Annotated in this window: 23 protein-coding genes and 1 pseudogene; 11 read left to right on the plus strand and 13 right to left on the minus strand. The window is 69.0% G+C overall.

The annotated features are described in order from the left end of the window. Nucleotides 1-9: 9 nt before the first annotated feature. Both A37U_RS0126170 and topA read right to left on the minus strand, forming a co-directional pair. Nucleotides 10-516 carry a hypothetical protein gene (locus tag A37U_RS0126170; RefSeq protein WP_020499631.1) on the minus strand — a complete coding sequence of 169 codons (507 nt, stop codon included), beginning with the start codon at nucleotides 514-516 and terminating at the stop codon, nucleotides 10-12. A 26-nt stretch (nucleotides 517-542) separates the two neighbouring features. Then, on the minus strand, nucleotides 543-3,374 hold the full coding sequence (gene topA / locus A37U_RS0126175; protein ID WP_020499632.1) for a type I DNA topoisomerase: 2,832 nt from the start codon (nucleotides 3,372-3,374) through the stop codon (nucleotides 543-545). A 363-nt stretch (nucleotides 3,375-3,737) separates the two neighbouring features. Between topA and A37U_RS0126180 the strand changes: the two genes are divergently transcribed. Further along, nucleotides 3,738-4,577: a S1 family peptidase gene (locus A37U_RS0126180; RefSeq protein WP_020499633.1), complete on the plus strand. Its 840-nt coding sequence runs from the start codon at nucleotides 3,738-3,740 to the stop codon at nucleotides 4,575-4,577. Nucleotide 4,578: 1 nt separating this feature from the next. Here the strand turns inward: A37U_RS0126180 and A37U_RS0126185 are convergent, their stop codons facing one another. Then, nucleotides 4,579-5,394: an MBL fold metallo-hydrolase gene (locus A37U_RS0126185; protein WP_020499634.1), complete on the minus strand. Its 816-nt coding sequence runs from the start codon at nucleotides 5,392-5,394 to the stop codon at nucleotides 4,579-4,581. Next, entirely contained in the window at nucleotides 5,376-5,960 is a 585-nt protein-coding gene (locus tag A37U_RS0126190; protein WP_026197618.1) for a TetR/AcrR family transcriptional regulator, read from the minus strand. The genes A37U_RS0126185 and A37U_RS0126190 overlap by 19 nt, the downstream gene beginning before the upstream one ends. Before the next feature lie 147 nt (nucleotides 5,961-6,107). On the opposite strand from A37U_RS0126190, the gene A37U_RS0126195 reads away from it, so the two are divergent. Beyond that, on the plus strand, nucleotides 6,108-7,649 hold the full coding sequence (locus A37U_RS0126195; protein ID WP_026197619.1) for an ABC-F family ATP-binding cassette domain-containing protein: 1,542 nt from the start codon (nucleotides 6,108-6,110) through the stop codon (nucleotides 7,647-7,649). Here the strand turns inward: A37U_RS0126195 and A37U_RS0126200 are convergent. Then, complete coding sequence (locus A37U_RS0126200) at nucleotides 7,633-8,169, minus strand: hypothetical protein (RefSeq protein ID WP_020499637.1); 537 nt, start codon at nucleotides 8,167-8,169, stop codon at nucleotides 7,633-7,635. The genes A37U_RS0126195 and A37U_RS0126200 overlap by 17 nt on opposite strands. Nucleotides 8,170-8,224: 55 nt before the next feature. Beyond that, nucleotides 8,225-8,767, minus strand: a pseudogene (locus tag A37U_RS45340) (SDR family NAD(P)-dependent oxidoreductase); the annotation flags it as partial. A gap of 92 nt (nucleotides 8,768-8,859) precedes the next feature. Here A37U_RS45340 and A37U_RS0126210 point away from each other — a divergent pair. Then, nucleotides 8,860-9,114, plus strand: a complete 255-nt coding sequence (locus A37U_RS0126210) for a type 2 periplasmic-binding domain-containing protein (RefSeq protein WP_020499639.1) — start codon at nucleotides 8,860-8,862, stop codon at nucleotides 9,112-9,114. Here A37U_RS0126210 and A37U_RS48565 read toward each other — a convergent pair. Continuing rightward, on the minus strand, nucleotides 9,083-9,772 hold the full coding sequence (locus A37U_RS48565) for a GntR family transcriptional regulator (protein WP_020499640.1): 690 nt from the start codon (nucleotides 9,770-9,772) through the stop codon (nucleotides 9,083-9,085). The two genes, A37U_RS0126210 and A37U_RS48565, sit on opposite strands and share 32 nt — an antisense overlap. 127 nt (nucleotides 9,773-9,899) lie before the next feature. On the opposite strand from A37U_RS48565, the gene A37U_RS0126220 reads away from it, so the two are divergent. Beyond that, complete coding sequence (locus tag A37U_RS0126220; protein WP_026197620.1) at nucleotides 9,900-11,015, plus strand: FAD-dependent monooxygenase; 1,116 nt, start codon at nucleotides 9,900-9,902, stop codon at nucleotides 11,013-11,015. 67 nt (nucleotides 11,016-11,082) lie between these two features. On the opposite strand, the gene A37U_RS0126225 is transcribed toward A37U_RS0126220, so the two are convergent. After that, nucleotides 11,083-11,325, minus strand: a complete 243-nt coding sequence (locus A37U_RS0126225) for a hypothetical protein (RefSeq protein WP_020499642.1) — start codon at nucleotides 11,323-11,325, stop codon at nucleotides 11,083-11,085. A gap of 292 nt (nucleotides 11,326-11,617) precedes the next feature. Between A37U_RS0126225 and A37U_RS0126230 the strand changes: the two genes are divergently transcribed. Then, on the plus strand, nucleotides 11,618-12,040 hold the full coding sequence (locus tag A37U_RS0126230) for a helix-turn-helix domain-containing protein (RefSeq protein ID WP_026197621.1): 423 nt from the start codon (nucleotides 11,618-11,620) through the stop codon (nucleotides 12,038-12,040). 45 nt (nucleotides 12,041-12,085) lie between these two features. Here the strand turns inward: A37U_RS0126230 and A37U_RS0126235 are convergent, their stop codons facing one another. The 5 genes from A37U_RS0126235 to A37U_RS0126255 all read right to left on the minus strand — a co-directional run bounded on the left by A37U_RS0126235 (nucleotide 12,086) and on the right by A37U_RS0126255 (nucleotide 15,710). After that, complete coding sequence (locus A37U_RS0126235; protein ID WP_020499644.1) at nucleotides 12,086-12,634, minus strand: snapalysin family zinc-dependent metalloprotease; 549 nt, start codon at nucleotides 12,632-12,634, stop codon at nucleotides 12,086-12,088. 137 nt (nucleotides 12,635-12,771) lie between these two features. Further along, nucleotides 12,772-13,122, minus strand: coding sequence for a ClpX C4-type zinc finger protein (locus A37U_RS0126240; protein ID WP_020499645.1), 351 nt, complete (start codon nucleotides 13,120-13,122; stop codon nucleotides 12,772-12,774). Between the two features lie 293 nt (nucleotides 13,123-13,415). Then, nucleotides 13,416-14,045 carry a response regulator gene (locus tag A37U_RS0126245; protein ID WP_020499646.1) on the minus strand — a complete coding sequence of 210 codons (630 nt, stop codon included), beginning with the start codon at nucleotides 14,043-14,045 and terminating at the stop codon, nucleotides 13,416-13,418. After that, nucleotides 14,042-15,274, minus strand: a complete 1,233-nt coding sequence (locus tag A37U_RS0126250; RefSeq protein WP_020499647.1) for a sensor histidine kinase — start codon at nucleotides 15,272-15,274, stop codon at nucleotides 14,042-14,044. The genes A37U_RS0126245 and A37U_RS0126250 overlap by 4 nt, the downstream gene beginning before the upstream one ends. 43 nt (nucleotides 15,275-15,317) lie before the next feature. Continuing rightward, on the minus strand, nucleotides 15,318-15,710 hold the full coding sequence (locus A37U_RS0126255) for a hypothetical protein (RefSeq protein WP_020499648.1): 393 nt from the start codon (nucleotides 15,708-15,710) through the stop codon (nucleotides 15,318-15,320). A gap of 129 nt (nucleotides 15,711-15,839) precedes the next feature. Between A37U_RS0126255 and A37U_RS0126260 the strand changes: the two genes are divergently transcribed. The 6 genes from A37U_RS0126260 to A37U_RS54485 all read left to right on the plus strand — a co-directional run bounded on the left by A37U_RS0126260 (nucleotide 15,840) and on the right by A37U_RS54485 (nucleotide 22,741). Then, nucleotides 15,840-16,721, plus strand: a complete 882-nt coding sequence (locus A37U_RS0126260; protein WP_020499649.1) for a class I SAM-dependent methyltransferase — start codon at nucleotides 15,840-15,842, stop codon at nucleotides 16,719-16,721. 165 nt (nucleotides 16,722-16,886) lie between these two features. Then, nucleotides 16,887-17,336 (plus strand): hypothetical protein, encoded by a 450-nt coding sequence (locus A37U_RS48570; RefSeq protein WP_157183027.1) that lies wholly within the window; start codon nucleotides 16,887-16,889, stop codon nucleotides 17,334-17,336. Then, nucleotides 17,333-18,931, plus strand: a complete 1,599-nt coding sequence (locus tag A37U_RS0126270; RefSeq protein WP_020499651.1) for a PPE domain-containing protein — start codon at nucleotides 17,333-17,335, stop codon at nucleotides 18,929-18,931. Before A37U_RS48570 ends, A37U_RS0126270 begins: the two co-directional genes overlap by 4 nt. Before the next feature lie 18 nt (nucleotides 18,932-18,949). Next, the gene (locus A37U_RS0126275; protein WP_157183028.1) at nucleotides 18,950-19,738 is read left to right on the plus strand and encodes an ESX secretion-associated protein EspG; all 789 of its coding nucleotides are present in this window, start codon (nucleotides 18,950-18,952) and stop codon (nucleotides 19,736-19,738) included. 33 nt (nucleotides 19,739-19,771) lie between these two features. Next, the gene (locus A37U_RS0126280) at nucleotides 19,772-20,266 is read left to right on the plus strand and encodes a YbaB/EbfC family nucleoid-associated protein (RefSeq protein WP_020499653.1); all 495 of its coding nucleotides are present in this window, start codon (nucleotides 19,772-19,774) and stop codon (nucleotides 20,264-20,266) included. Nucleotides 20,267-20,314: 48 nt separating this feature from the next. After that, nucleotides 20,315-22,741: a WXG100 family type VII secretion target gene (locus A37U_RS54485; protein WP_026197622.1), complete on the plus strand. Its 2,427-nt coding sequence runs from the start codon at nucleotides 20,315-20,317 to the stop codon at nucleotides 22,739-22,741. Nucleotides 22,742-22,745 lie beyond the last annotated feature (4 nt).

Consider the following 22,745-nt stretch of genomic DNA (forward strand, 5'->3'; position numbering starts at 1 on the left):
CGGTCAGGCTCACTCGAAGAGCGCTTTGATCTTGTCGTAGAAGTTGAACAGGATGATGATCACGAAGATGATCAGCGGGATGATGCAGCCCGCCGCGCCGGACTTCTTCTTCTGTTGCTGGTTCCGCTGCTGTTGCGGACCGCGCTGCTGCGGGCGCCGTTGTTGCTGCGGCTGCGCGGCCCTGGTCTGGGGCCGGGCGGGCCTGCGCGGGCGCGGCTTTTCCGTCTCTTCGGCCTGCTCGGCAGGGGCGAACACCGGCCCCGCCTGCTCGGCCTCTTCACGCGCCCTGCGCTTCTGCTCGGCGAGCTTGGCCTCCACGGTCGCCTGCAGGGACTTCGGGTCGGGTACCTCGGTGTCGGTGTACCGGCCGTAGGGATCCTCGCGCGTGTCCTGGTACTCGTTGCTGGTGACCAGCCCGGCCAACGGGTCGACGAAACGCAGACCGGGCGGTGGCGAAGCAGTACCGTCCGGTCCGAACGGGGAGTCGTAGTCCTCGGCCACGTGCGGGTCCGTCACGAATCCAAGCCTAACGCCAGTCCGGCTCAGGAGCTGGACTTCGAGGAGGTCGCCTTGGATTTCGACGTCTTCGCGGTGGACTTGGCCGCCGTGGACTTGCCCGTGCTCGATTTGCTCGTGCCCGACTTGGTGGTTGTCGACTTCTTCGCGGTGGAGCGCTTCTTGGGCGCGGGGCCCTTGGCGCGCTTCTCCGCGAGCAGTTCGGCGGCGCGTTCCGCGGTGAAGTCCTCCACCGTGTCCGAACGGCGCAGCGAGGCGTTGTACTCGCCGTCGGTGACGTAGGGGCCGAACCTGCCGTCCTTGACCACCATGGGCTTACCGGTCGCCGGGTCCTCGCCGAGCTCCTTGAGCGGTGGTTTCGCCGCCGCCTGGCGACCGCGGCGCTTGGGCTCGGCGTAGATCTTCTTCGCCTCCTCGAGGGTGACGGTGAAGATCTGCTCCTCATCGGTGAGCGAGCGCGAGTCGGTGCCCCGCTTCAGGTACGGGCCGTAGCGGCCGTTCTGCGCGGTGACCTCCTCGCCGGTGTCCGGATCGGTACCGACGACACGGGGCAGGGAGAGCAGTTTCAGTGCCTCGTCCAGGGTCACCGTGGACACGCTCATCGACTTGAACAGCGATCCGGTGCGCGGTTTCGGCTTCGCGGCCTTCTTGGTGCCCTTCTTGGGCGCCCCGGAAGAGGACTCGGCGGGCTCAGCCGGTTCGGGCAGGATCTCGGTCACGTACGGACCGAACCGGCCCTCCTTGGCCACGACCTCGTGCCCGGTGACCGGATCGGTGCCCAGCGAGCGCCCCTCCATCGGGGTGGCGAAAAGCTTCTCGGCGATCTCGGTGGTCAGCTCGTCGGGGGCGAGGTCATCGGTGAGGTTCGCCCGCTGCGCGTTGCCGTCCTCCCCGTCCCGCTCCAGGTAGGCGCCGTACCGGCCGACCCGGACGTAGATGGTGCGCCCGGCCTCGTCGGTGAGCATCGGGATGGAGTTGATCTCCCGGGCGTCGATGTCCTCGACCCCGGTACCCACCAGCTTCTTCAGTCCTCCGGAGCGGCTGATCGAACCGGCGGGGCCGTTCTCACCGCCGAAGTAGAAGGAGTTCAGCCAGTTCACGCCGCGTTGTGAGCCGGTCGCGATGGTGTCCAGCTCGTCTTCCATGGCCGCGGTGAAGTCGTAGTCCACCAGCCGCTCGAAGTGCCGTTCGAGCAGCGCGACCACGGAGAAGGCGACCCAGCTCGGCACGAGCGCGGAACCCTTCTTCCACACGTAACCGCGGTCCTGGATGGTCTTGATGATGCTCGCGTAGGTCGAGGGCCGCCCGATCCCGAGCTCCTGGAGCTTGCCGACCAGGCTCGGCTCGCTGTAGCGGGCCGGTGGGTTGGTGCTGTGCCCGTCCGGGGTGAGCTCGGTCGCGGTGATCGCGGCGCCCTCGGTGAGCTGGGGCAGCCGGGACTGCTTGTCGTCGGCCTCGCCGCCCGTCTCGGTGTCCACCGATTCCACGTAGGCCTTGAGGAAGCCGGGGAAGGTGATGGTTCGCCCGGAAGCGGCGAAGGTGCACTCCTCGCCGGTGCTCGCGGTTCCGGTGATGCGCACCGAGGTGGTATTCCCGCGCGCGTCGGACATCTGCGAGGCGATGGTGCGCTGCCAGATCAGCTCGTAGAGGCGGAACTCGTCCGGGGAGAGCTCCTTGGCGACCTGACCGGGAGTGCGGAACGCCTCGCCCGCGGGGCGGATCGCCTCGTGCGCCTCCTGCGCGTTCTTCACCTTCTTGGCATACTGGCGCGGGGAGTTCGGCACGTAGTCCTTGCCGTAGAGCTCCAGCGCCTGGGAGCGGGCCGCGGTCAGCGCCGTCTCCGAGAGGTTCGTGGAGTCGGTACGCATATAGGTGATGTAGCCGTTCTCGTACAGCCGCTGCGCGATCGACATGGTGCGATCACTGGAGAACCGCAGCTTGCGACCGGCCTCCTGCTGCAGGGTGGAGGTCATGAACGGCGCGTACGGCTTGCGGGTGTACGGCTTCGACTCGACGCTGGAGACCTGCAGCGCGGCCCCGGTGAGCGCTTCGGCGAGCGCCCGCGCGCCCGCCTCGTCGAGGACCCTGGCCTCGCCCTTGAGCTGGCCGCGCTCGTCGAAGTCCCGCCCGGTGGCGAGCTTCTGCCCGTCGATGGAGACCAGCCGGGCCCCGAAGTTGCGCGGCTCGGCCTCGGCGCCCGCGTCGAGCTGCGCGGCGATGTCCCAGTAGTTGGCCGAGACGAACGCGATCCGCTCGCGTTCGCGCTGCACCACGATGCGGGTGGCCACGGACTGCACCCGGCCCGCCGAAAGCTTCGGCATGACCTTCTTCCACAGCACGGGGGAGACCTCGTAGCCGTAGAGCCGGTCCAGGATGCGGCGGGTCTCCTGCGCGTCGACCAGGTCGTTGTCCAGTTCGCGGGTGTTCTCCGCGGCCGCGCGGATGGCGCCCTCGGTGACCTCGTGGAACACCATGCGGCGGACCGGGATCTTGGGCTTGAGCGTCTCCAGCAGGTGCCAGGCGATCGCCTCGCCCTCGCGGTCGGGGTCGGTGGCGAGGTAGAGCTCGTCGGCCTCTTTGAGCAGTCCCTTGAGCTCGGTGACCTTGGACTTCTTGTCCGGGGTGACGATGTAGAGCGGTGCGAAGTCGTTGTCCACGTCGACCCCGAGCCGCGCCCAGGACTCGCCCTTGTACTTGGCGGGCACGTCTGCGGCACCGCGTGGCAGATCCCGGATGTGACCCGCGGACGAGTCCACGATGTACCCGTTGCCGAGATACGGGGCGATCTTGCGCGCCTTCGTCGGTGACTCGACGATCACGAGTCGCCGGGTACCGGCCTCGCTCTTGGTCCCTGCCACAGCTCCCCTGCTTTCCGTATGGTCCTCCGGCACGCCAGTGTGCACCCGGTCCAGTCGAACACGCGGAGCCGACCTCGTTCGGACGACCCGGTGTGTCACCGATTCGGGTTGCCCCTCGGTGCCGCGTCGCCCCAGTCAGCTGATGCCACCGCGACACAGTAAACGTCCCGTTCATGGATGCTACCCACGTTTCGTGGCAGCGCTCACTCGCGTTAACGGCGTTCGTCAAGCACAGCCCTGCGGAGCCGTGAGCAAGATCACAGCAAACCAGGCTCGAATTAACCGTGAAGAGTGAACGAACGACGCACGGTGCCGGACAGAGCATGATAAGTGCACCCCATGCGTAGATCAGGAGGCTTTTTCATGCTGAAACGCCTGCTCGCCACGGCGACCGCGGTGCTGGCCGGTACCGGCTGCACGCTCGCCCTCGCCGTTCCCGCGGGTGCCGCGACCGACCCGAGCGCCGCGCCCGACTTCCACGCCACGCTGAAACTGTCCAACTGCTCGGGCGGGCTGGTGCGCATGCCCGGGGCCAAGGGCGGGGACAAGGCGCTGGCCATCTCCAACGGGCACTGCTACGACATCGATGCGCTCAAACCGGGGGTCGCGCTCGTCAACAAGCCCGATGCCCGGAGTTTCGGGCTGCTCGACGCCTCGGGTGCGCAGAAAGCGACGCTGAAGGCCACCACCCTGGTGTACGCCACCATGACCGATACCGATGTCTCGCTGTACGCGCTGGACAAGACCTACGATCAGATCAAGTCCCAGACCGGGATCGAGCCGCTGAACCTGTCCGCGAGTCAGGCCGAGCAGGGTGACCCGATCACCGTGGCCTCCGGATACTTCACCGAGAAGTGGGACTGCTCGGTGGATGGGTTCGTGCCCCAGCTCAAGGAAGCGGACTGGACCTGGAAGAACTCCATTCGCTACACCAAGGAGTGCACCACCAAGCACGGCACCTCGGGCTCGCCGATCATCGCCGCGGACGGCACGAGCATGGTCGGGATCAACAACACCGGCAATGACGACGGGCAGCGCTGCACCCTGAACAACCCGTGCGAGGTGGACGCCCAGGGCAACGTCACGGTGCACAAGGGGCAGAACTACGGCCAGCAGACCGATGCGCTGCCCGGATGCTTCGAGGGCTCCAAGCTGAACCTGTCGAAGCAGGGCTGCACGCTGACCAAACCGCACACCAGCTGACTCAGGGGATCGCCTCGAGCGCCGGTTGGCGAACCCTGGCCAGTTCGGCGGGGCTGTGCGCGTTGACCACGGTGATCTCGCGGTGCGTGGCCAGCTCGCGCAGCCGGGCCTGGTTGGCCAACCGGGTGCTGCGGTCGGTCTGCACCCGTGACTCGAACAAGCCGAGCGCGGGTGGGCAGTGCGGCCGTCCGGCCAGCTCGCCGGGGTGGAAATAGGCGTCCCCGGCGTGCAGCAGCCAGCCGTTCGCGGTGCGCACGGCTACCCCGGTGTGTCCTCGGGTGTGTCCGGCGAGCGGCACGAGCACCACCTCGGCCGGTATCTCGGAAAGGGGGCGTGTCGCCGCGAATCCGTACCAGGGCTCTCCGGTCGGTTCATGTGGCTGCCACTTCGGGCCGTGTGCGAACTGGACGTGCCGATAGCGCGGTCCGCTTATCTCGCGCAGCTCTTGGGCGTTCGCGTGCACCGTGGCGTGCGGGAAGTCGGCGAGCCCGCCCGCATGGTCCAGGTCGAGGTGGGTCAGCACGATGTGGCGCACGTCCTCGGGTTCATGGCCGAGCGCGCGCACCTGGTGCACTGCCGTCTCGGTCATGGTGGTGCGCACACCCACGGTGTGGACGAAGGATCGGCCCAGCCATGCGGCCGGGCGCTCGACCGCGCCGGTGCCCATTCCGGTCTCCACGAGCACCAGCTCGGATCCGGCCTCGATGAGCAGGCAGTGGCAGACCATCTCGGCCCGCCGCAGCAGGCCGGGTTCTCCGTCGATCAGCTTGCCGCCGAGCGGGCGCATCGTGCCGCAGTTCAGGTGGTGGACTCGCATGCCCTCGTCTCCTCGTCCAGGACGGCGCGCAGGTGCGCGCCGACGGTGTGCAGCGGTGTCAGATCGTGGTTGGTCTTGGCGAGCAGCAGTGCGCCCTCGATCGAGGTGAGCACCACGGTGGCGAGCTCGGCGGCCCGTTGGGCAGGCAGGCCGCTCGCGGTCAGCTGTCCTTCGATCGATTCCAGCCAGCCCGCGTAGCTCTGGGCGCAGGCCTGCCGGATCTGCTTGTTGCCGCCCGCGTCGAGTGCGATGGTGGCCAGCGGGCAGCCGTGCTCGAATCCGGATCCGCGCAGGTTCTCGCCGAGGGCTCCGGCCACGGCCGCGACCGCCTCGCCGGGACTCCGGTGTGCCGCGAGGATTCCTTGCAGTCCCTCGCGCAGTCGTTCCCCGGACAGTTGCACGGCTTCGACCGCGAGCTGTTCCTTGCCGCCGGGGAAGTGGAAGTACAGCGAACCCTTCGGTGCACCACCGGCACTGGTCAGCTGGTTCAGCCCGGTGGCGTGATAACCCCGGCTGCCGAACAGCTCGGCCGCGCTCTCCAGCATCCGCTCTCTACTGCCGCTCATGGCCCGACCGTACGCGAAATATGACGACCGGTCTAGTTAGATATGGCAAAACCGGATGCGTCCGCGCCGCAGCGGACGTAATCTGCACGGCATGGACAACCTCCGCTGAACAACGCGCCGAAACGGACGTCTTCGCGGAGGTTTGTCATGTCTACGAATGCTGTCGTGTGTTCCCGGCTGGGGTTCGCCTGGCCGGACGGGACCCGGGTGTTGCACGAGCTCGACGCCGCCTTCGGCGCCGGGCGTACCGGCCTGCTCGGGGAGAACGGTTCCGGGAAGTCCACCCTGCTGCGGTTGATCGCCGGGCAGCTGACGCCGACCTCGGGCTCGGTGCACTCCGATGGCGAGGTCGGCCGGCTGCCCCAGGAACCGCACCCCGCGGCCACGCTCGCCGAACTGCTCGGCATCGCCGGGAAACGCGCGGCGCTGCAGGCGGTCGAGCGCGGTGACGCTGGGGCGCTCGCGGAGCTCGGTGAGGACTGGGAGGTCGAGGAGCGCGCCGCGGCGATGCTGCACGAGTTCGGGGTGCCCGCCGAGCTGGACCGGACCGTGGCCACCCTCTCCGGTGGGGAAACGGTGCTCGCCGGGATCGCGGGCCTGCTGCTGCGCCGTCCCGCGATCACGCTGCTCGACGAGCCGACCAACAACCTGGACCGGGAGGCGCGGGAGCGGCTCTATGCCGCGGTCGCCGAGTGGCCCGGGGTGCTGCTGGTGGTCAGTCACGACCGGGAACTGCTCGAACGGGTGGACCGGATCGCCGAACTGCGCGCGGGGCGGCTGCGCACCTTCGCCGGGACGTTCACCGACTACCAAGCGGCCGTCGAGGCCGAGCAGGAGGCCGCGCAGCGCAGGGTGCGCGATGCCAAAGCAGCGGTGCACCGGGAGAAACGCCAGCTCATCGAGGCCCGCACCAAGCTGGCGCGGCGTGTTCGGTATGCCCATACCGATTTCGCGAACAAGCGCAGGCCGAAGGTGATCATGAAACTGCGCGCCCAGGAAGCGCAGGTGTCCGCGGGCAAGCACCGGATCATGCAGGAGGGCAAGCTCGCCGATGCCGAATCCGAGCTCGACCGCGCGGAGTCCGGGGTACGCGCGCAGGAGCGCATCCGCGTGGACCTGCCGGAGACACGGGTGCCCAGTGGGCAGATCGTGTTCCGGCACGGCGGGCTGCTGGTGCGCGGACCGGAACGGATCGCGGTGCTCGGTCCGAACGGTTCCGGGAAGACCAGCCTGCTGCGCGCGATCCTCGCCGCCGGTGTTCCGGTGCCTGCCGGGTACCTGGCGCAGCGGCTGGAGCTGCCCGAGGCGCAGGTGTCGAGTGGGCAGAGCGTGCTGGACACCCTGCGGCGCGCGGCCCCGGAGCTGAGTCCGCGGCAGGCGCGCGCTGGTCTGGCCCGGTTCCACCTGCGCGGGGACACGGTGGAACTGCCCGCGGCCGCGCTCTCCGGTGGGCAACGGTTCCGGCTGGCCATGGCCTGTCTGCTGCTCACCGCGCCCGCGCCCCGGTTACTGCTGCTCGACGAGCCGACCAACAACCTGGATCTGGCCAGTGTGGAGCAGCTGACCGAGGCGCTGGCCGGGTTTCGCGGCGCCCTGCTCGTGGCCGGTCACGACGAGGCGTTCCTCGAGGACATCGGGGTGACAAGGCGATGGTGCGTGCGCGCGGGCCGGGTCAGCGATTCGGGCTGAGCGCGCCGATCAGCTCGCGGAACCGTTCGAGTCGCCGCCTGCCCTGCACCAGCAGCGCCGGATCGCCGTCCTGCTGGTGCACCGGGCGGCTGCCGACGCCGAGCTCACGCAGCGCGGCCGCGAGCGGGTCATGGGTCTGCGGGGCCTCGGGGTCCAGGGTGAGCCGGTAGCCGCGCTCGGTCTCCGCGCCCGCGGCCAGCGCCCACAGCCGCAGCGCGGCCCCGTCCAGCCGGAACTGTTCGGGGACGGACTTCTGCGCGCCCTCGCACCAGCTGGCCGCGAGGGTGGCCAGATCGGTGCGAAACGGGGTGCGCAAACGTTTGTCTCCATCGTTCGCGCTCGTCACTCCGCGGGCCGCGAACTCGGCGCGCAGTGCGGAGAGCCGCCAGCGCTGATCCACCGGGACCGACAACCGGCCCGCCGTGCCCTTGCCGAACAGCTCCGCGGTGCCCGCCCCACACAGCACCCCGGCCAGATCGGCGGGCCGCGGTGGGTTGGCCTCCGCGGAGAACAACGACATCTGCACGCGGGCAGCTTAGAACATACGTTCGATCAGTCAACCACTGTCCGGGGGGTCACCAGGGGATCGAGCCCTCTTCATCGAAGAATCCGCCGCGCGGTCCGCCGTCCGACAGGGTGGCGAGCCGGATCGCGATCGCGGTTCCCTGTTCGGGGGTGCGGGATGCGGCGAATCCGGTGAACTCGGTGGCCACATAGCCTGGGCAGCCGGTATTCACCAGGATGTTCGTCTCGGCGAGGCGGCGGGCGTACTGCGCCGTGATGCTGTTGAGCATCGTCTTCGATGGCGCGTACGCGGCCAGCTGCGGGCCGGTATGCAGGCCCAGTGCGCCCATGTTGCTGGACATGTTGACGATGCGCGGGGATTCGGCCCTGTGCAGCAGCGGGAGCATCGCGTTCGTCACCCGGACGACCCCGAACACGTTCGTGTCCAGGACGGTGCGCAGGACGTCGAGGTCCAGCGTGGTCGGGTCCTGCGCGCCGTTGTCCGCCCGGCCTCCGATGCCCGCGTTGTTGACCAGCACATCGAGCCGCCCGGTCGTCTGCTCGATGTTTGCCGCGGCCGCTTCGGCGCTGTCCTCGGAGGTGACATCGAGAGCTCACCCTCGTCGAGGTCAGCGAGGTTCCGGGGCTGCCGATCGCGCGCTGGCCCCGGCTGGACGGTTCCTATCCGGACGGGCCGGGCCCGGAGGTGCGCACCCAGTCACAGCTCGCCCAGCTCGTGGCGCTCGGCAGGACGCTGCTGGTGATTCCCGCCTCCAGCCGGGGCTGGCAGTGGCCCGAACACGTCGCGGTGCCCGTCGTAGACGCCCCGGAAGTCACCACGGTGCTCGCCTGGCAGCCGAGCAGCCGCGCCCCGGAGCTCGCCGCGCTGGTCCGCGCCGCGAGCCAACTCAGTTCGAAACCAGCACAGCTCAGTCCGGGGACGGCAGGTGGGCAAGGGTGAAGTCGCGGACCGCCTCGATGTGTGCCACGGTCAGTTCCTGTGCGGATATCGCGTCGCGGTTGTCGATGGCCGCGGCGATGTGTTCGCACTCGTCGGCGATCCGGGTGAGCATTCGCGGATCGTTCTGCAGTGCCCGCCAGGTGATGCCGCGCGGTACCTTGCGGTAGAGGGCATCGGAGATCCCTTGTAGCTGGCTGTTGCCCGCCGCCTCGAAGATCGTCCGGTGGAAGCTCCCGTAGGAGCGCTGCCATTGCGCGGCCGCGGCCTCGGGGTCCCCGCCGTCCCGGATCATCCGCACGAGCTCGCGGAGCTCGGCGACCGAGTCCCGCAGTCGCCGCAGCTGCGCCTCGGTGATCCGTTCCGCGGCGAGTGCGACGGCGCGCCCTTCCAGCAGCTCGCGTACCTCGACCACTTCCATGATCTCCCGGTACGAGGGGACACGGACCCGGAATCCGCGGTTGGGCACCCGTTCCAGCACGCCGATCGCCTCGAGCCGGTTCAGCGCGAGGCTCACCGGGGTCCGGCTCACGTTGTGCTCCGCGGCCACCTTGGCCTGGCGGATCCAGCCGCCGAGCGGGATCTCCCCGTTGGCGATCCGATCGCCGAGCGAGATTGTCAGCTCTTCGACGACCTGCGGGGTGTGGCCGCTTTCCGCCAATGCCGCCTCCCAAATCGCCGCTCGTCCGGGTGCCGGACCGAGATCACATCATCGATAGTCGAACACGGGCAAGATTTCATGCACACTGAAGTTGATTGCATGCAATTTATCGAGAGGAGTGATCGCCATGGCCATCTTGATCAGTGGGGCCAGCATCGCGGGCCTGAGCGCGGCGCAGCGGTTCGCCGCGCTCGGCGCCGAGGTCACCGTCGTGGAGCGGGCACCGAGCTTGCGCAGGCACGGGGCGCCGATCGATGTGCGGGGCGATGCCCTGGATGTGGCGGCCAGGATGGGCATCCGGGACGCCCTGGTCGCGCACGAGACCGGTGCGGCTCAGCGGACGGCGTTCACCCATCTCGTGGATGCGGAAGGGGTCCGGGTCGGCACACTGCCCACCGAGCTCCCGCAACTGAGCTCGGATGATCTGGAGCTGTTCCGCGAGGACCTCATCGACATCCTGTACGGATCCGTCGACCCCAAGGTCACCTTCGTGTTCGAGGACTCCATCCAGGAGCTGACCGACACCGGTGCGGCGGTGCAGGTCCGGTTCGCCAGCGGCCGCACGGGCAGCTACGAACTGCTGATCGGGGCGGACGGAATCCACTCCACCACGCGGCGGCTGTTGTTCGGGCCGGAGCGGCGGTACCGGCGTCATCTCGGCGTGTACTACGGAATCCTCTCCTTCCCGGACGAACTCGGTGCCGATGGCGAGACCTATGTGTACAGCGAGCCCGGCCGCTCTGCCCTCATCAGTGACTACGCGAGGTGGACGGGCGGCGGTTTCACTTTCCTGTCCCCGGAAATCCCGCACGACTACCACGATGTGGAGCAGCAGCGCCAGATCGTGCTGGACGCCTACTCCGAGGTGCGCGGGTGGAAAATTCCCGAAATGCTCGAGGCGCTGAAGAACTCCGGGGACTTCTACTTCGATTCGGCCAGCCAGATCCACATGGACGGCTGGTCCCGAGGGCGCGTGGTGCTGCTCGGCGACTCGGCCTTCGCGCCATCGTTCTTCTCCGGCCAGGGAACCCCGCTGGCCATGATCGGCGCGGACATCCTGGCCGCCGAATGGGCGAGCTGTGAGGGCGATCTGGAGAAGGCGTTCGGCCGCTACGAGGAAGCGATGCGCCCGCTGGTGTCCGTCGCGCAGGACGGGGTCCCCGAGGCGCGCGACCGGGTCGTCCCGGCCAGCTGGGAAGCGATCGAGGAGCGCAACCGGCAGTGGCCGCCCAAGCTCGACTGACCCCAGTGGTGCGGCGCCGGAACGGGTGCCGGGCGCAGCCGCAGTCCGTCCTGGCGCGGCGCCCGGGTCAGGCACGATTCCGGGACACGAACCAGCCGGGCGACCACAGCCGCAGCGTTGTCCCGGCCGCCTTTCCGGTGTGTTCCGGATACGGCAGATCGGTATCGCGCGCCACGCGCCCGTCGCGCTCGGCACGGATCCGGTGGCGGGCCTCGTGATCGCGGGTCAGCAGGTACAGCGCCGAGGTCGCCATCCGGCGCATTTCCGGGGAAACGGCGATGATCTGGCCAGCGGACCAGGAATCCAGCACTCCTCGTTCCGCGTGCTGCGCCGCTCGGCGGCCTCGGGGAAGCGCAACACTCCCGGTTCCGGCGCGCTCCCGCGGAACGCCCGGTCGTCCAGCATCCGGGTGGCCAGCCCCGGGTCGCGCAGCAGCGGCACCAGGTGATCGAGGGCCGGGACCGCGGTGGGAATGCCCGACTGCCCGGGCGTGGCGGCGCCTCCTTCGCAGGATCGCCTCGGCCGTGCCCGCATCGCGCCGCCGGGGTGACCGCGCGTTCTGCTCGGGGGAACAGGTACGGGGATGCCTATATTGGACGGCGATGACGGAGGAAATGTATTCGGTCGAGCAGGTCGCGGAACGCCTCGGCCTGCATGTGCGCACCGTGCGCGCCTACATCCGCTCGGGCAAACTCGCGGCGGTGCGCATCGGCAAGCAGTACCGGATCGCGCGCGCCGACCTCGAGGCACTGACCGGCCGGACCGGTGCGCGACCGGATTCCTCGATCGAGGTGTCCAGCATCGTGCAGATCGAGGGTGTGGACACCGGTGCCGCGGACCGCATCGGCACCCTCGTGCTCACCGCGGTGAACACCGGGCGCGGGCAGGGCGATCCGCTGCAGGTGCAGACGGTGCATGATCCCGAGCGGGAGCGGCTGAAGATCGTGTTGTTCGGTGCTCCGGCGGCGAGCGCCGAAGTGCTCCGGCTGATCGACGAGGTGCTCCCCGGGATACTCCGGGACTGACCGGTATTCCGGGGAGCGGTGCCGCGTGGTTCAGCGGTTTCGGGCTCAGAAGCCGACGATGACGATCTTGCGATCCCGGGCGCCGTCCGTGATCCCGTTCGCGAAGTTGGCGTCCGCCTTGGCGAGCTCCTGCTGGTTCGGATAACTGTTGGTGCAGCTCGGACCGGGGCCGCCGCCGGACATCAGTTCCGAACACGGACCCTGATAGTCGTCCGGAAGGCCGAGATCGTGCCCGGTCTCGTGCGCGGTGATGCGCGTCTGGTCGTACTGCTGGGCCTGCTGGTTGTCGATGTAGATATCACCGTTGCCGTGCCCGTTTCCGGTGTAGAACGAACCCTGCTGGAAATTCCCTTCGTGGTAGTTCAGCATCGCGCCGCCCGAGGATTCGGAGAAACGCACATTGTGCAGCGCGCCCCAGTGCGAGACACCTTCGCGGATCACCGAGGCGTAACTCGGTGCGGCGGAAACGTTGTAGGTTACGGTCACCTGCTCGACCGATGGCGTGGCCGCGGAAGCCATCGGCGCGCCGACGGACACCGGAATCGTGACCGCCGCGATCGTCGCGGCAGTGAACGCGGTTCTGCGAAAACGCATGATTGTCACTCCAGAATGTTCGATAAATCAGTCCGTGTGAAGACCGAGAATATTGATACGAAGGGTGACCATCAACTCACTTTCGTCGGTTGAATCGCATTAACAATTGACGAGTCGGTGCAATTCTTGATCACATCTCAGTTCTCGCCGGAGAATCGTTCCCATGCGGATTGGCGGGTCATTTCCAGCGCCCCGCCGATCTGCGACCAGGTCCCGCCGAGTTCGCGCGCCTTGCCGACCCAGACTCGCAGATTGCGCTCGGCCTGCGCGCCCGCGGCGGCCACCGCGCCGAGATTGCCGAGCACCGTCTCCAGTGGCAGCTCGGCATCCCACGGGGCGACCGGCTCGGATTCGCTCGGCGCGCCCGCGATGACCTGCGCTGCCGCGGTGACGCAGCCCGAACAGATGAACACCCCCGGCCCGGCGACCAGACGGTCCACCTCGCTGTCGGGTTTCCGGCAGAACGAACAGTCGGCGATATGCGTCATCAGGCACCTCCAAAGCGTGTCAGGGAATCCCTGACGTTGTCAGGGTGAACCTGACACATGCTCGAAGGCGTGCGCTGGCAGGGGGCCGGGGGTGAGCACGCCGGTCATGAACAGTGCGCACAGGGCGAGGCGGGTTCCTGCGGTCCTTCGCATGAACCGATTCCTTGGCATGGAACACTCCTGTCGAGTGTGGGCCGGACCTGGCGATGGCGGGAACTCTACGGCCGGTCCGCCGCGGCGACCATGAGCGGAACCGGTCAACCATCCCTCCGTGGTGAGGTGTCCGGGCACGATCAGCCGAGCAGCCCGCGCTCGTAGGCCACGGCGACCGCGGCGGCGCGATCACCGACCCCGAGCTTGGCGTAGATATTGAGCAGATGGGTCTTGATGGTGGCCTCGGTGATGAACAGCCGCGCCGCCGCCTCGCGGTTGGTGTTGCCCCGCGCGATCAGGCCGAGGACCTCGCGTTCGCGCGCGGAAAGTGGTCCGCTCTCCGGGGTCCGCACCCGGTTCATCAGCCGGGCGGCCACCGAGGGGGACAGCACCGATTCCCCCGCGGCCGCGGCCCGGACCGCGCGCAGCAGCTCCTCGCGCGGCGCGTCCTTGAGCAGATAACCGGTCGCGCCCGCCTCGATCGCGGGAAGCACATCGTTGTCGGTGTCGTAGGTGGTGAGCACCAGCACCCGGACCGGGACGCGGGCGCGCGTGAGTTCGGCGATCGCGGTGATCCCATCGGTTCCCGGCATGCGCAGGTCCATCAGCACCACATCGGGGTGCAGCGTGCTGGCCAGCCGCACCGCTTCGGCGCCGTCGGCGGCCATGCCGAGCACGGTGAACCCGGGATCGCGGTCGAACATGCTGCTCAATCCATCCCGCACGACCGGATGATCGTCGGCGATCAGCAGGGTGATGGCTGTCTTCACGACCGCTCCTCTGCGCTTGCCGGGACCCGGGCGGAGATCCCGGTCCCGCTGCCCGGCATCGATTCCACCTGCAGTGTGCCGCGGACTCCCTCGATCCGCTGGCGCATCCCGGAAAGGCCGAAGCCGGTACCCCCGGTCCGGGTGCCCGGTTCGAAACCGCAGCCGTCGTCGAGCACGTCCACGGCGACCTCCTCGGCGAAATACGACAGGGTGACCCCGACCCGGTTCGCCCGCGCGTGCTTGGCCACGTTCGCCAGCGCTTCCTGGGTCACCCGCAGCAGCGCGGTCTCGGTATCGGTATCGAGCGTTCGCGCGGTGCCCGTCGTGGTGAGTTCGGCCGGTATCCCATTGCGGACCGACCAGCGTTCGGTGACCTCGGCGAGCGCGTCGTCCAGCCGCGCGGTGCGCAGTGGTTCCGGGCGCAGCGCGTGCACCGAACGCCGTGCCTCGGCGAGGCTTTCCCGTGCCAGGCCGGTCGCCGATGCGAGGTGGCGGCGCCACTCCCGCTGGTTCTCCGGCACCTGTTCGGCGGCCTGCAGCTGGGCGATGATCCCGGTGAGCCCTTGGGCGAGCGTGTCGTGGATTTCCCGTGCCATGCGCCGGCGTTCGTCGTGCACTCCCGCTTCGCGGGCCTTGTCGAGCAGTTGCTCGTGCAGCCGTTGGTTCTCCGCGAGGGTGGCCTCGAGCTGGATGTTGGCCTCGTGCACGTCCTCGAGTGCCTTCTCCCGTTCCGCGCTGCGCCGCGCACCGAGCCAGACCAGCCAGGCGAACACGCACATCGGCACCACGTTCACCAGGAGCACGGCGAAAAAGCTCAGCATGCCCAGCGTGGTGCTCTTGTCGATCTCGGTGGCCTGCGCGGTCCCGGCGATCAGCGCGACCGCGGCGATCATCGGAAGCTGCCACGGCCACGGAATCAGGCGGAACGAGTAGATGTACGCGGCGGGCACGAACGCACCGAACCACGGATCCCGGACCACGAGCGCCACCATGATCACGAGCAGGCCGAACACGAACACCGTCATCAGGACCGGGCGCAGCCGCCATGCGGGGCGCAGGGTGAACAGGACGAGCATCCACAGCGCGGCCAGCCCGCACAGCCCGAGGTCCACGGCGAGCGAGCCCGGGACGCCGTGCTTCTCGGCCACGGTGAACCCGGTGAGCCCGGCGAGCAGCACCCACGGCAGCACCGTGATCACGGGATGCCGGTGCTCCTCCCAAGATCGCATCGCGGCACTCCTCCCCGAACCCGGCTACCCCGGCCAATGTAGTTCAGGCGTGGGCGAAGAGCCCGCGCACGCGCTGGCCGTTGACCAGGACGACCACGCCGAGCAGCAACAGCCCGCAGATCCCCTGTTCGATCCGCACCCACAGCGGGAGAAAGCCCGGCAGCGCGACGAGCACCACGATCGCGACCACCATGACCGCCGAGGAGATGCGCCATCGCAGATAGGACTTCGCCGAACCACGGCTCGCGCCGACCGCGAAACTCAGCATCAGTGCCCCGGTCAGCACCACGATGATCGTGCGAATCCACACCGCATCGGTGACCAGTGCCGGGCTGTCCCGCAGTACGACGGCCGCGATCACGGTGAGCACGCTGAGCGCGAGATAGGCGCCCACCAGTGCCTTCGGCAGGCGCAGTTCACGGTGAATCTCGGTCATGCCATCGATTCTGCTGCCCGGCCCGGGCGCGCGCATCGACCGACTCCCTGGTTTCCCGGCTCCACCGATCGGTGGAGTGGGCGGGGAAATCCGCTGGTCTGGGGACAAGCCGCTGGCTACCGTGATCCCATGATCTACGAGCACCCACTCGCTTATCTACTGGGGCTCGAGGGAATCGCCCTGTTGCGTTCCTTCGGCGGGGAATACGGCAAGGAATTCACCGAAGCCAGGATCGCCGAGGTCCGGAAACTGCTCGCCGATGAGCGGCTGGCCGATTCCGCGGTTCCGGTAGAGCGGGTCGATTCCAACTCCGGTTACCGGGTCTGGTCGCGAACCTACGATGCGAAACCGAATACACTCTTCGATTTCGAGGAACCCATCGTGCGCGGATTCCTCGCCGGGCGGGAACCGGGAACCGCGCTGGATGCGGCCTGTGGCACCGGTCGTTACGCCGAACACCTCGCCGGTCTCGGGCATCGGGTCATCGGGGTGGACAGCTCGGCGGAAATGCTCGAGCACGCGCGGAACCGGGTCCCGGGCGCGGAATTTCACCTCGGTTCGGTGACCGGGATTCCCCTCGGGGACGATTCCGTGGACACCGTGGTGTGCGCGCTCGCCTTGGTGCACATTCCGGAGCTCGAACCAGTGTTCGCGGAATTCGCGCGGGTGCTCCGCAAAGGTGGCCGGCTCATCATTTCCGATCTGCATCAGGAATCGGTGTTTCGCGTTCTGGTGCCCCAGGTGCGCGATGAGCAGGGTTCCCGCGGCCGATTGCCCGCGCACCGCCATCTGACCGGAGACTATCTGCGCGCCGCGCTCGCACCGGGGTTCCGGGTGCTCGACTGTGCGGAACCGCGCGGCTATCCGGAGCCCGCCCCGGAGGCGGCGACCGGGCTCGGCCCGTGGGAACTGTGGCCCTGGAGCCTCGCCGGGCTCGTCCGGGAGGCCGCGAGCGCGGCACGGTACGGCAGCCCAGTGACCGTGGTCTGGCACTTCGAGCTGACGGGGTGACCGTCGAAATAGGTGGTCACAGTTCTGGGATCTGCGTAGTTCCCCGGTTCATACGCGGACCGCTCCGGGTGTGTGCCCCGGCGATCTCGGTAGTTTCTCCGATGCTGGGCGGTGCTGACCCTGCTTACGATCACTGATGGTGACGACTGGCAGGGGAGGACTGTGATGGCTGAACCGGGCTCGTCGAGGACTGTGGCGGCCGAGGATGCCGTCGACCGGTTGTCCTCGGCGGCGTCGGCGCTCGAGCAACGGACCAAGCAGATGCGTGCCGAGGCGGAATCGGGACACCTGCGCATCGATCTCGAGGACGGCCGCGCGCTGCACCGGACGCTTTCCGCGCAGATGGACCGGATCAACGACTGGATCGAGCGGGGGAAACAGCTCGCCGCACCACTTCCCTTCGGTGCGCAGTGGGTCGGCGAGGCGATGTCCGGGAAGTTCTCCGGCCGCGCCGACGGCACGGAGACCGCGCTCGTCGCGGTGCTCGCCCAGTACCGGGACGCGGTCGGGGACGCGGTGGCCGCGCTGCAGGCGGTGCTCGACGGCTACGCGGGAGCCGAGGATCACAACCGCGCGATGCTGAACAAGGTGCCGAACGTGGGTGAACAGGCATGACCGATCCCGAGGGCAATCAGGGCTTCTGGGGTCACCTGCTCGACTCGATCGTGGTCGGCCCCGACCGGGTGGTCGACCAGCAGGGCAACTGGGCTGCGATGTCGCACACCGAGCTGTACAACGGCGTGCACCAGAACAGCGATCCGCAGCAGGCCTACGACCGCGCGGTGGAGTGGGAGAAGCTCGGCAACGAGATCACCGACCACATGGACTCGCTCTCCTCGACCGTGCGCAAGCACACCGAGAACTGGAAGGGTTCCTCGGCGGAATCGGCCCGGTTCGCGATCGACGAGCTGATCAACTGGGGCAACCAGGCCGCGCGCACCTCGGTCGCGATGGCCAAACCGGTTCGGAAACAGGCCGAGATCGTGGCCACCGCGCGCGCGAAGATGCCCGAGCCGGTCAACGTGAACTACGAGCAGCTCGCCCAGCCCTTCGGCGGTGGCGGGATCGGTGATCTCGCCGGTGGGCTGACCGATATGCACGCGAAGGTGCAGCAGGCGAACGCCGCGCACCAGCGGGCGGTCGACGTCATGAGCACCATGGAGGAAAGCTCCAAGCACGTCGATTCCACGGTGCCGCAGTACATCCCGCCGCGCCCGGTGGTGCACAAGGAGGCGCGGCAGGCGGGCACCCCGCTCGCCACGCAGTCCGCGCCGCCGAACACCGGGCCCGCCGCTCCCACCCCGCAACAGCACGGCGGCCCGGCCGCGCCCGCGGCACATCAGCCACCGGCCGGACCGGGCGCGGAACCGAATCCGAATCCGAACCAGGCCACCGATCCGAACCCGCAGCCGCAACAGGGCAGCGGTCCACAGGGCACCACGACCACCTCGGGAACGCCGGCGACCGGTGGGGCACCGCCTCCCGGCGCGCCACCGGCCGGACCCGGCCCACAGCAACCCAATCCGGCATCGCGGCCGTCCTTCGGCGGTCCGGGGCCGATGCTGCCCGGACCAGGAGGAACCCGCCCCAGCGGCGGTCCCCGTCCCGGGACGCCCGGCAACGGACCGCGCCCGGGTTCCGGTCCCCGGCCGGGGTACGGTCCGCGTCCCGGCGAACCGGGCTCCGGTCCACGCCCCGGATACGGTCCGCGTCCGGGCTCTGGTCCCCGGACCGGGTACGGACCCCGGCCGGACAGTTCCGGAACCGGGCCCGGTACCTCGGAAACCGGTCCGGGTTCGCGCGGTGGTGCGTCCCGGCCGGGTGGCCGTCCCGGCGCGGTGCCACCGGGCGAGGAAGGGGCACGCACGGCGAATGCTCCGCGTGAGGGAGCGGCGCGGGGCGGTTCCGCCGCGAACGGTGGCGCGCGGGAGGCACTCGAACCCGGGCAGCGGACCGGGGCGCGCGGCGGTGGTGTCGCGGAACCCGGCGGTCAGGCGAATTCCACGCAGGGCGGCGGTTCGGGCAAGGGCACCGGGGCCGGTGCGCCCGGTACCGGCGGTGCGCGCGGCGAACGGGACGCCGAGCACAAGCGCAAGGGGTACCTGCAGGAAGAGGACGATGTGTTCGCGGTACCCGAAGCCGATCGGTTGCCGCCTCCGGTGATCGGCGGAACCCCCAAGAAGAAGCGCCCACCGGCGCCGAATGCCTGATCGGTAAAGGAGTTCCTGGTGCCTCGCGGTGTGGAGTACGTGCTCTCCTTCCTCGAATACGACTACGTGTGCGAAGAGCTCGGAATCGCGGAAATGCCCTATCCGGTCGAACTGGCGCGCCACGGCAAGACCATGGCCGAGCGCGCCGAACTGTTCGAACAGGCCAGGGAATCCCTTGTGGGCAAAGGTTTCGCCGATCCGGACGGGATCGACGGCACGCTGGCCGGACTGCTCTCCGAGGTCTCCTCGGCGCGCCATCTGGTGGATGTGCTCGCCTTCGACGGCAGCGTGGTGCGCGCGGTCGCCGCGCACGACGGGGACCGCTGCCTGCTGGTGATGATCGACGCGGGCGAGGTGATCGTCCGCTCGATCGATCTGCCGCTCGGCACCGTGCTGCTGTCCCTTTTCCCGGAGACCCCGGCCGGTCCGGGACAGAGTTTCCCGGTGCCGTTGCGGGCTTTCCTGGAGATCGCCGAGGCCGAGTCCGGGGACGCACCACCGGATCCGTTCGCCATGGGCCAGGAGGACGAGGCGACGCGGATACTGCAGCGCTACGGTCTTTCCGCGATGGACGCGGTGCGGGTCTGCGCCATCGCCGAGGAACGGGTCCGCGGCGGGCAGTTCGGGGTGTCCACCCGGCTGCCCCGGCGCGGCACGCTGAGCAGAGAGGGCATGGTGCTCTCGTTCTTCGACACGAAATCCGGTCGCTATCTGATGATCAACGACGGGGAATGGGTGAGCATCACTCCGGCCGATGCGAACCGTATCGCGCGCCGGATCGAAGAAGCCGTGGCCGAAGCCGCCTGAGAACCGAAGCCTGAGACCCAGAGGAGTCAATCCGTGGAAGACAACTGGAGCAAGGATTTCACCGCGCGCATGCAGGATCTGCAGAAGCGCTCGGAAACCTTGACCGAGAACCTCGGCTCGGCCAGTGGCCGGGCCAGCTCGCCGGACGGTTCGGTGCGCGTGGAGGTCGGCGCGAGCGGTGCGCTGCACAGCATCGAGTTCGTCAAGGATGTCAGCGAACACACCCCGACCCAGCTCAGCGCGCTCGTGATGAGGACGGTGCACACGGCCCAGCGCCAGGCCGCGGAACAGGCCACCCAGGCGATGACCGAGTTCGGTATCGAGGGTGAGGCCATGGCGCGGTTCGTGAGTTACCAGCCCCCGCTGGACGATGAGGAACTCGCCGAACTCAACGAGGGCAACGCCGATTTCGGGGTGAACACCGAGGTCGAGGCCGAGGAGGCGACACCGCCCCCGGCCGCTGCCGCCCCCGCACGGCGGCGCGTCGTCGAGGACGACGAGGACGAGGAAGACAACGCGCCATGGTGAACCGGGCACACGAAAAGCCTTGTGGGATAACCGATCGGGGAGGCCGGAATGGCTAAGGGCGGCGGCGCCACCGCGCAGCACAACAGCAAGATCGACGAGGTCAAGCAGGGCGCGCGTGGTGAGGGCCCGGACGTCGTCGGTCAGGTGATCGACGATGTCTCCCAGGTCGCCGATATCGCCTCCTCGATGGCCGATCCACTCGGCTCGGTGCTCAGTGCCGGGGTCGGCTGGCTGCTCGACCACATCAGCTTCCTCAAGGAGCCCATGGACAAACTGCTCGGTGACGCGAACGCCGTGCAGTCCAGCGTGGACCAGCTCAACCAGCTCTCCCAGCAGCTCGGTGAGCTCGCGGAGACCCATGACTCGGATGTCGGCGATGTGCGCTCGCAGTGGTCCGGGGATGCCTCCGAGGCGTTCGGGTCGAGCATGGACCAGTTCGGCGAGGAACTGCGTACGCTGAGCAACGCGGTCGAGGCCTGTGGTTCGGTCACCTCCATCTCCGGTGGTCTGGTCGCCGCGATGCACGACATCGTCAAGGAAGCGATCAGCAGCCTGATCTCGCAGCTGATCGAGGGCGCGATCGCGGCAGCGGCGGCGATGCCGATCACCTTCGGTGCCTCCGAGGCGATCTACATCGGAGTCGCGGTCGGCAGGGCGGCGGCCAAGGCTGCCGAGCTCGCCGCGAAGATCGCCAAGCTCGCCGCGGCACTCGCGCGGATGGCGGAGCGGCTGGAGACCCTGGTCTCGATCGTGCAGGAGCTGGCCAGCGCCACGGAACGGTTCAACAGCAGTGACTCCGAGCCGGACCTGAACGGCGGCCCCGGCGGCGAGTCCGGCACCAGCTATCAGGGTTTCCAGGGCGGCGACGGTTCCGTGCAGCTACAGGACGGTGGGGGACCGCCCGTGGACAACACCTACCAAGGCTTCCAGGGCGGGGACGCCCAGGATGTCGCCTTCCAGAACGGCGGCGGCCCGGGCGCCCAGTACGGCTATCAGGGTTTCCAGGGTGGCGGTGGTCAGGATCCGGCGCTGCAGAACGGCGGCGGCCCGGGCGCCCAGTACGGCTACCAGGGTTTCCAAGGCGGTGGCGGTGGCGGTGGTCAGGATCCCGCGCCGCAGGACGGCGGCGCCCCGGTGGGTGGCCCCGCTTATCAGGGCTTTCAGGGCGGCGGCGGCGGTGCGCCGGTGCCACCGCAGAACCCGGGCGCACCGGCGACCGAGTACGGCTACCAAGGCTTCCAGGGCGGCGGCGATCAGGGCGCGCCTCCTCCCGGTGTGCAGGGCACTCCAGGTGGCGGGCAGCAGTACCAGTACGCCGGATTCGGCCAGGGGCAAGGTGATCCCGCCGGACCGCCGCCCGGGATGCAGCCACCACCGGCAGCCCCACCGCAGTCCCCCGATGCACCGCCGAACCTCGGCAACGGACCGCAACAGGGCGTTTCGGCGCAGGGGTACGTGCCGAACATTCCGGACACCCCGACCCCGCAGGGCGTGAATATCCCGCCGACCGGTCCGGGCCAGTCACCCGGCGGTTCGAACCCGCCGACCCCACCACCTCCGCCCCCGATGCCGCCGATGGGTGGACCTGGTGGCGGTGGTCCCGGCGGTGGTGGTCCCGCAGCCGGCCGTCCGCAGAAGCCGGCGCCCTACGAGCCGGTGATCCCGGAAGCTCCGGAACCGCCCAAGCCGCCGATCGCTCCTCCCCCGCAGGACTCTGGCCCGGCTGAGCCGTTGAAGCCGTCGGTGTCCGACCATGGCCCGGCTCAGCCGTCGCAGCCCTACACCCCGCACATTCCGGATGCGCCGGAGCCGAAGCTGCCACACATCCCGACGGGGCCCGGTCCGGTGATGCCGTCCGACCACAACCCGCTGCACAATCCGGCCGAGGGTGGCCACGGTCCGGTGGTGCATCCCAGCCACCCCGCCACCTCGCCGACACATATCGACCCGTTGAAGCCGGAGCTTTCGCCGACACATATCGACTCGCTGAAGCCGGAGCTTTCGCCGACGCATTCCGACCCGTTGAAGCAGGGGCTTTCCCCCACGCATCTCGATCCGGCGCAGCACACGATGCCCTCGGCGCAGAGCTTTGACGGTGGCAGCACCGGTGGAGGCGCGGCCGGCGGCGGAGCCGGTGGCGGGAGCGCGCCGACCGGCCAGCAGGTCGACGCGCAGACCCCGGGCCAGGGACCGGTCAGCGGGGCCGGCCCGACACCGGCGCAGGGCATGCCGAGCCAGGGTGGTGCCCCGGGAGCCGGTGGTCCCGGCGGTGGTTCCGGTGGCGGTCAGACCGGCGGTGCCCCGATGGGCGGCGGCGGAATGGGCGGCGGCGCAGGTGGTGGCCAGGGCGGGGACAAGGAGCACAAGGGCAACAAGCTGATGCCGCGCAGCTCCGACCTGTTCGCCGCCGAGGACGAGCATCTGCCGCCGCCGGTGATCGGGGAACGTCCGCCGAAGAAGAAGCAGCAGGGCTAGCAGG

This window comes from Sciscionella marina DSM 45152, assembly GCF_000379465.1.
GTDB classification, from domain to species: Bacteria; Actinomycetota; Actinomycetes; order Mycobacteriales; family Pseudonocardiaceae; genus Sciscionella; species Sciscionella marina.

Excerpts from the sequence above, each read along its gene's own strand:
- A37U_RS0126240 (WP_020499645.1), bottom strand. The coding sequence starts at position 13,122 with ATGACGCATATCGCCGACTGTTCGTTCTGCCGGAAACCCGACAGCGAG.
- A37U_RS48570 (WP_157183027.1), top strand. The coding sequence starts at position 16,887 with ATGGCTGAACCGGGCTCGTCGAGGACTGTGGCGGCCGAGGATGCCGTC.
- A37U_RS0126260 (WP_020499649.1), top strand. The coding sequence starts at position 15,840 with ATGATCTACGAGCACCCACTCGCTTATCTACTGGGGCTCGAGGGAATC.
- A37U_RS0126190 (WP_026197618.1), bottom strand. The coding sequence starts at position 5,960 with ATGAGCGGCAGTAGAGAGCGGATGCTGGAGAGCGCGGCCGAGCTGTTC.
- A37U_RS0126220 (WP_026197620.1), top strand. The coding sequence starts at position 9,900 with ATGGCCATCTTGATCAGTGGGGCCAGCATCGCGGGCCTGAGCGCGGCG.
- A37U_RS0126195 (WP_026197619.1), top strand. The coding sequence starts at position 6,108 with ATGTCTACGAATGCTGTCGTGTGTTCCCGGCTGGGGTTCGCCTGGCCG.
- A37U_RS0126200 (WP_020499637.1), bottom strand. The coding sequence starts at position 8,169 with ATGTCGTTGTTCTCCGCGGAGGCCAACCCACCGCGGCCCGCCGATCTG.
- A37U_RS0126255 (WP_020499648.1), bottom strand. The coding sequence starts at position 15,710 with ATGACCGAGATTCACCGTGAACTGCGCCTGCCGAAGGCACTGGTGGGC.
- A37U_RS0126185 (WP_020499634.1), bottom strand. The coding sequence starts at position 5,394 with ATGCGAGTCCACCACCTGAACTGCGGCACGATGCGCCCGCTCGGCGGC.
- A37U_RS0126250 (WP_020499647.1), bottom strand. The coding sequence starts at position 15,274 with ATGCGATCTTGGGAGGAGCACCGGCATCCCGTGATCACGGTGCTGCCG.
- A37U_RS0126235 (WP_020499644.1), bottom strand. The coding sequence starts at position 12,634 with ATGCGTTTTCGCAGAACCGCGTTCACTGCCGCGACGATCGCGGCGGTC.
- A37U_RS54485 (WP_026197622.1), top strand. The coding sequence starts at position 20,315 with ATGGCTAAGGGCGGCGGCGCCACCGCGCAGCACAACAGCAAGATCGAC.
- A37U_RS0126180 (WP_020499633.1), top strand. The coding sequence starts at position 3,738 with ATGCTGAAACGCCTGCTCGCCACGGCGACCGCGGTGCTGGCCGGTACC.
- A37U_RS0126270 (WP_020499651.1), top strand. The coding sequence starts at position 17,333 with ATGACCGATCCCGAGGGCAATCAGGGCTTCTGGGGTCACCTGCTCGAC.
- A37U_RS0126230 (WP_026197621.1), top strand. The coding sequence starts at position 11,618 with ATGACGGAGGAAATGTATTCGGTCGAGCAGGTCGCGGAACGCCTCGGC.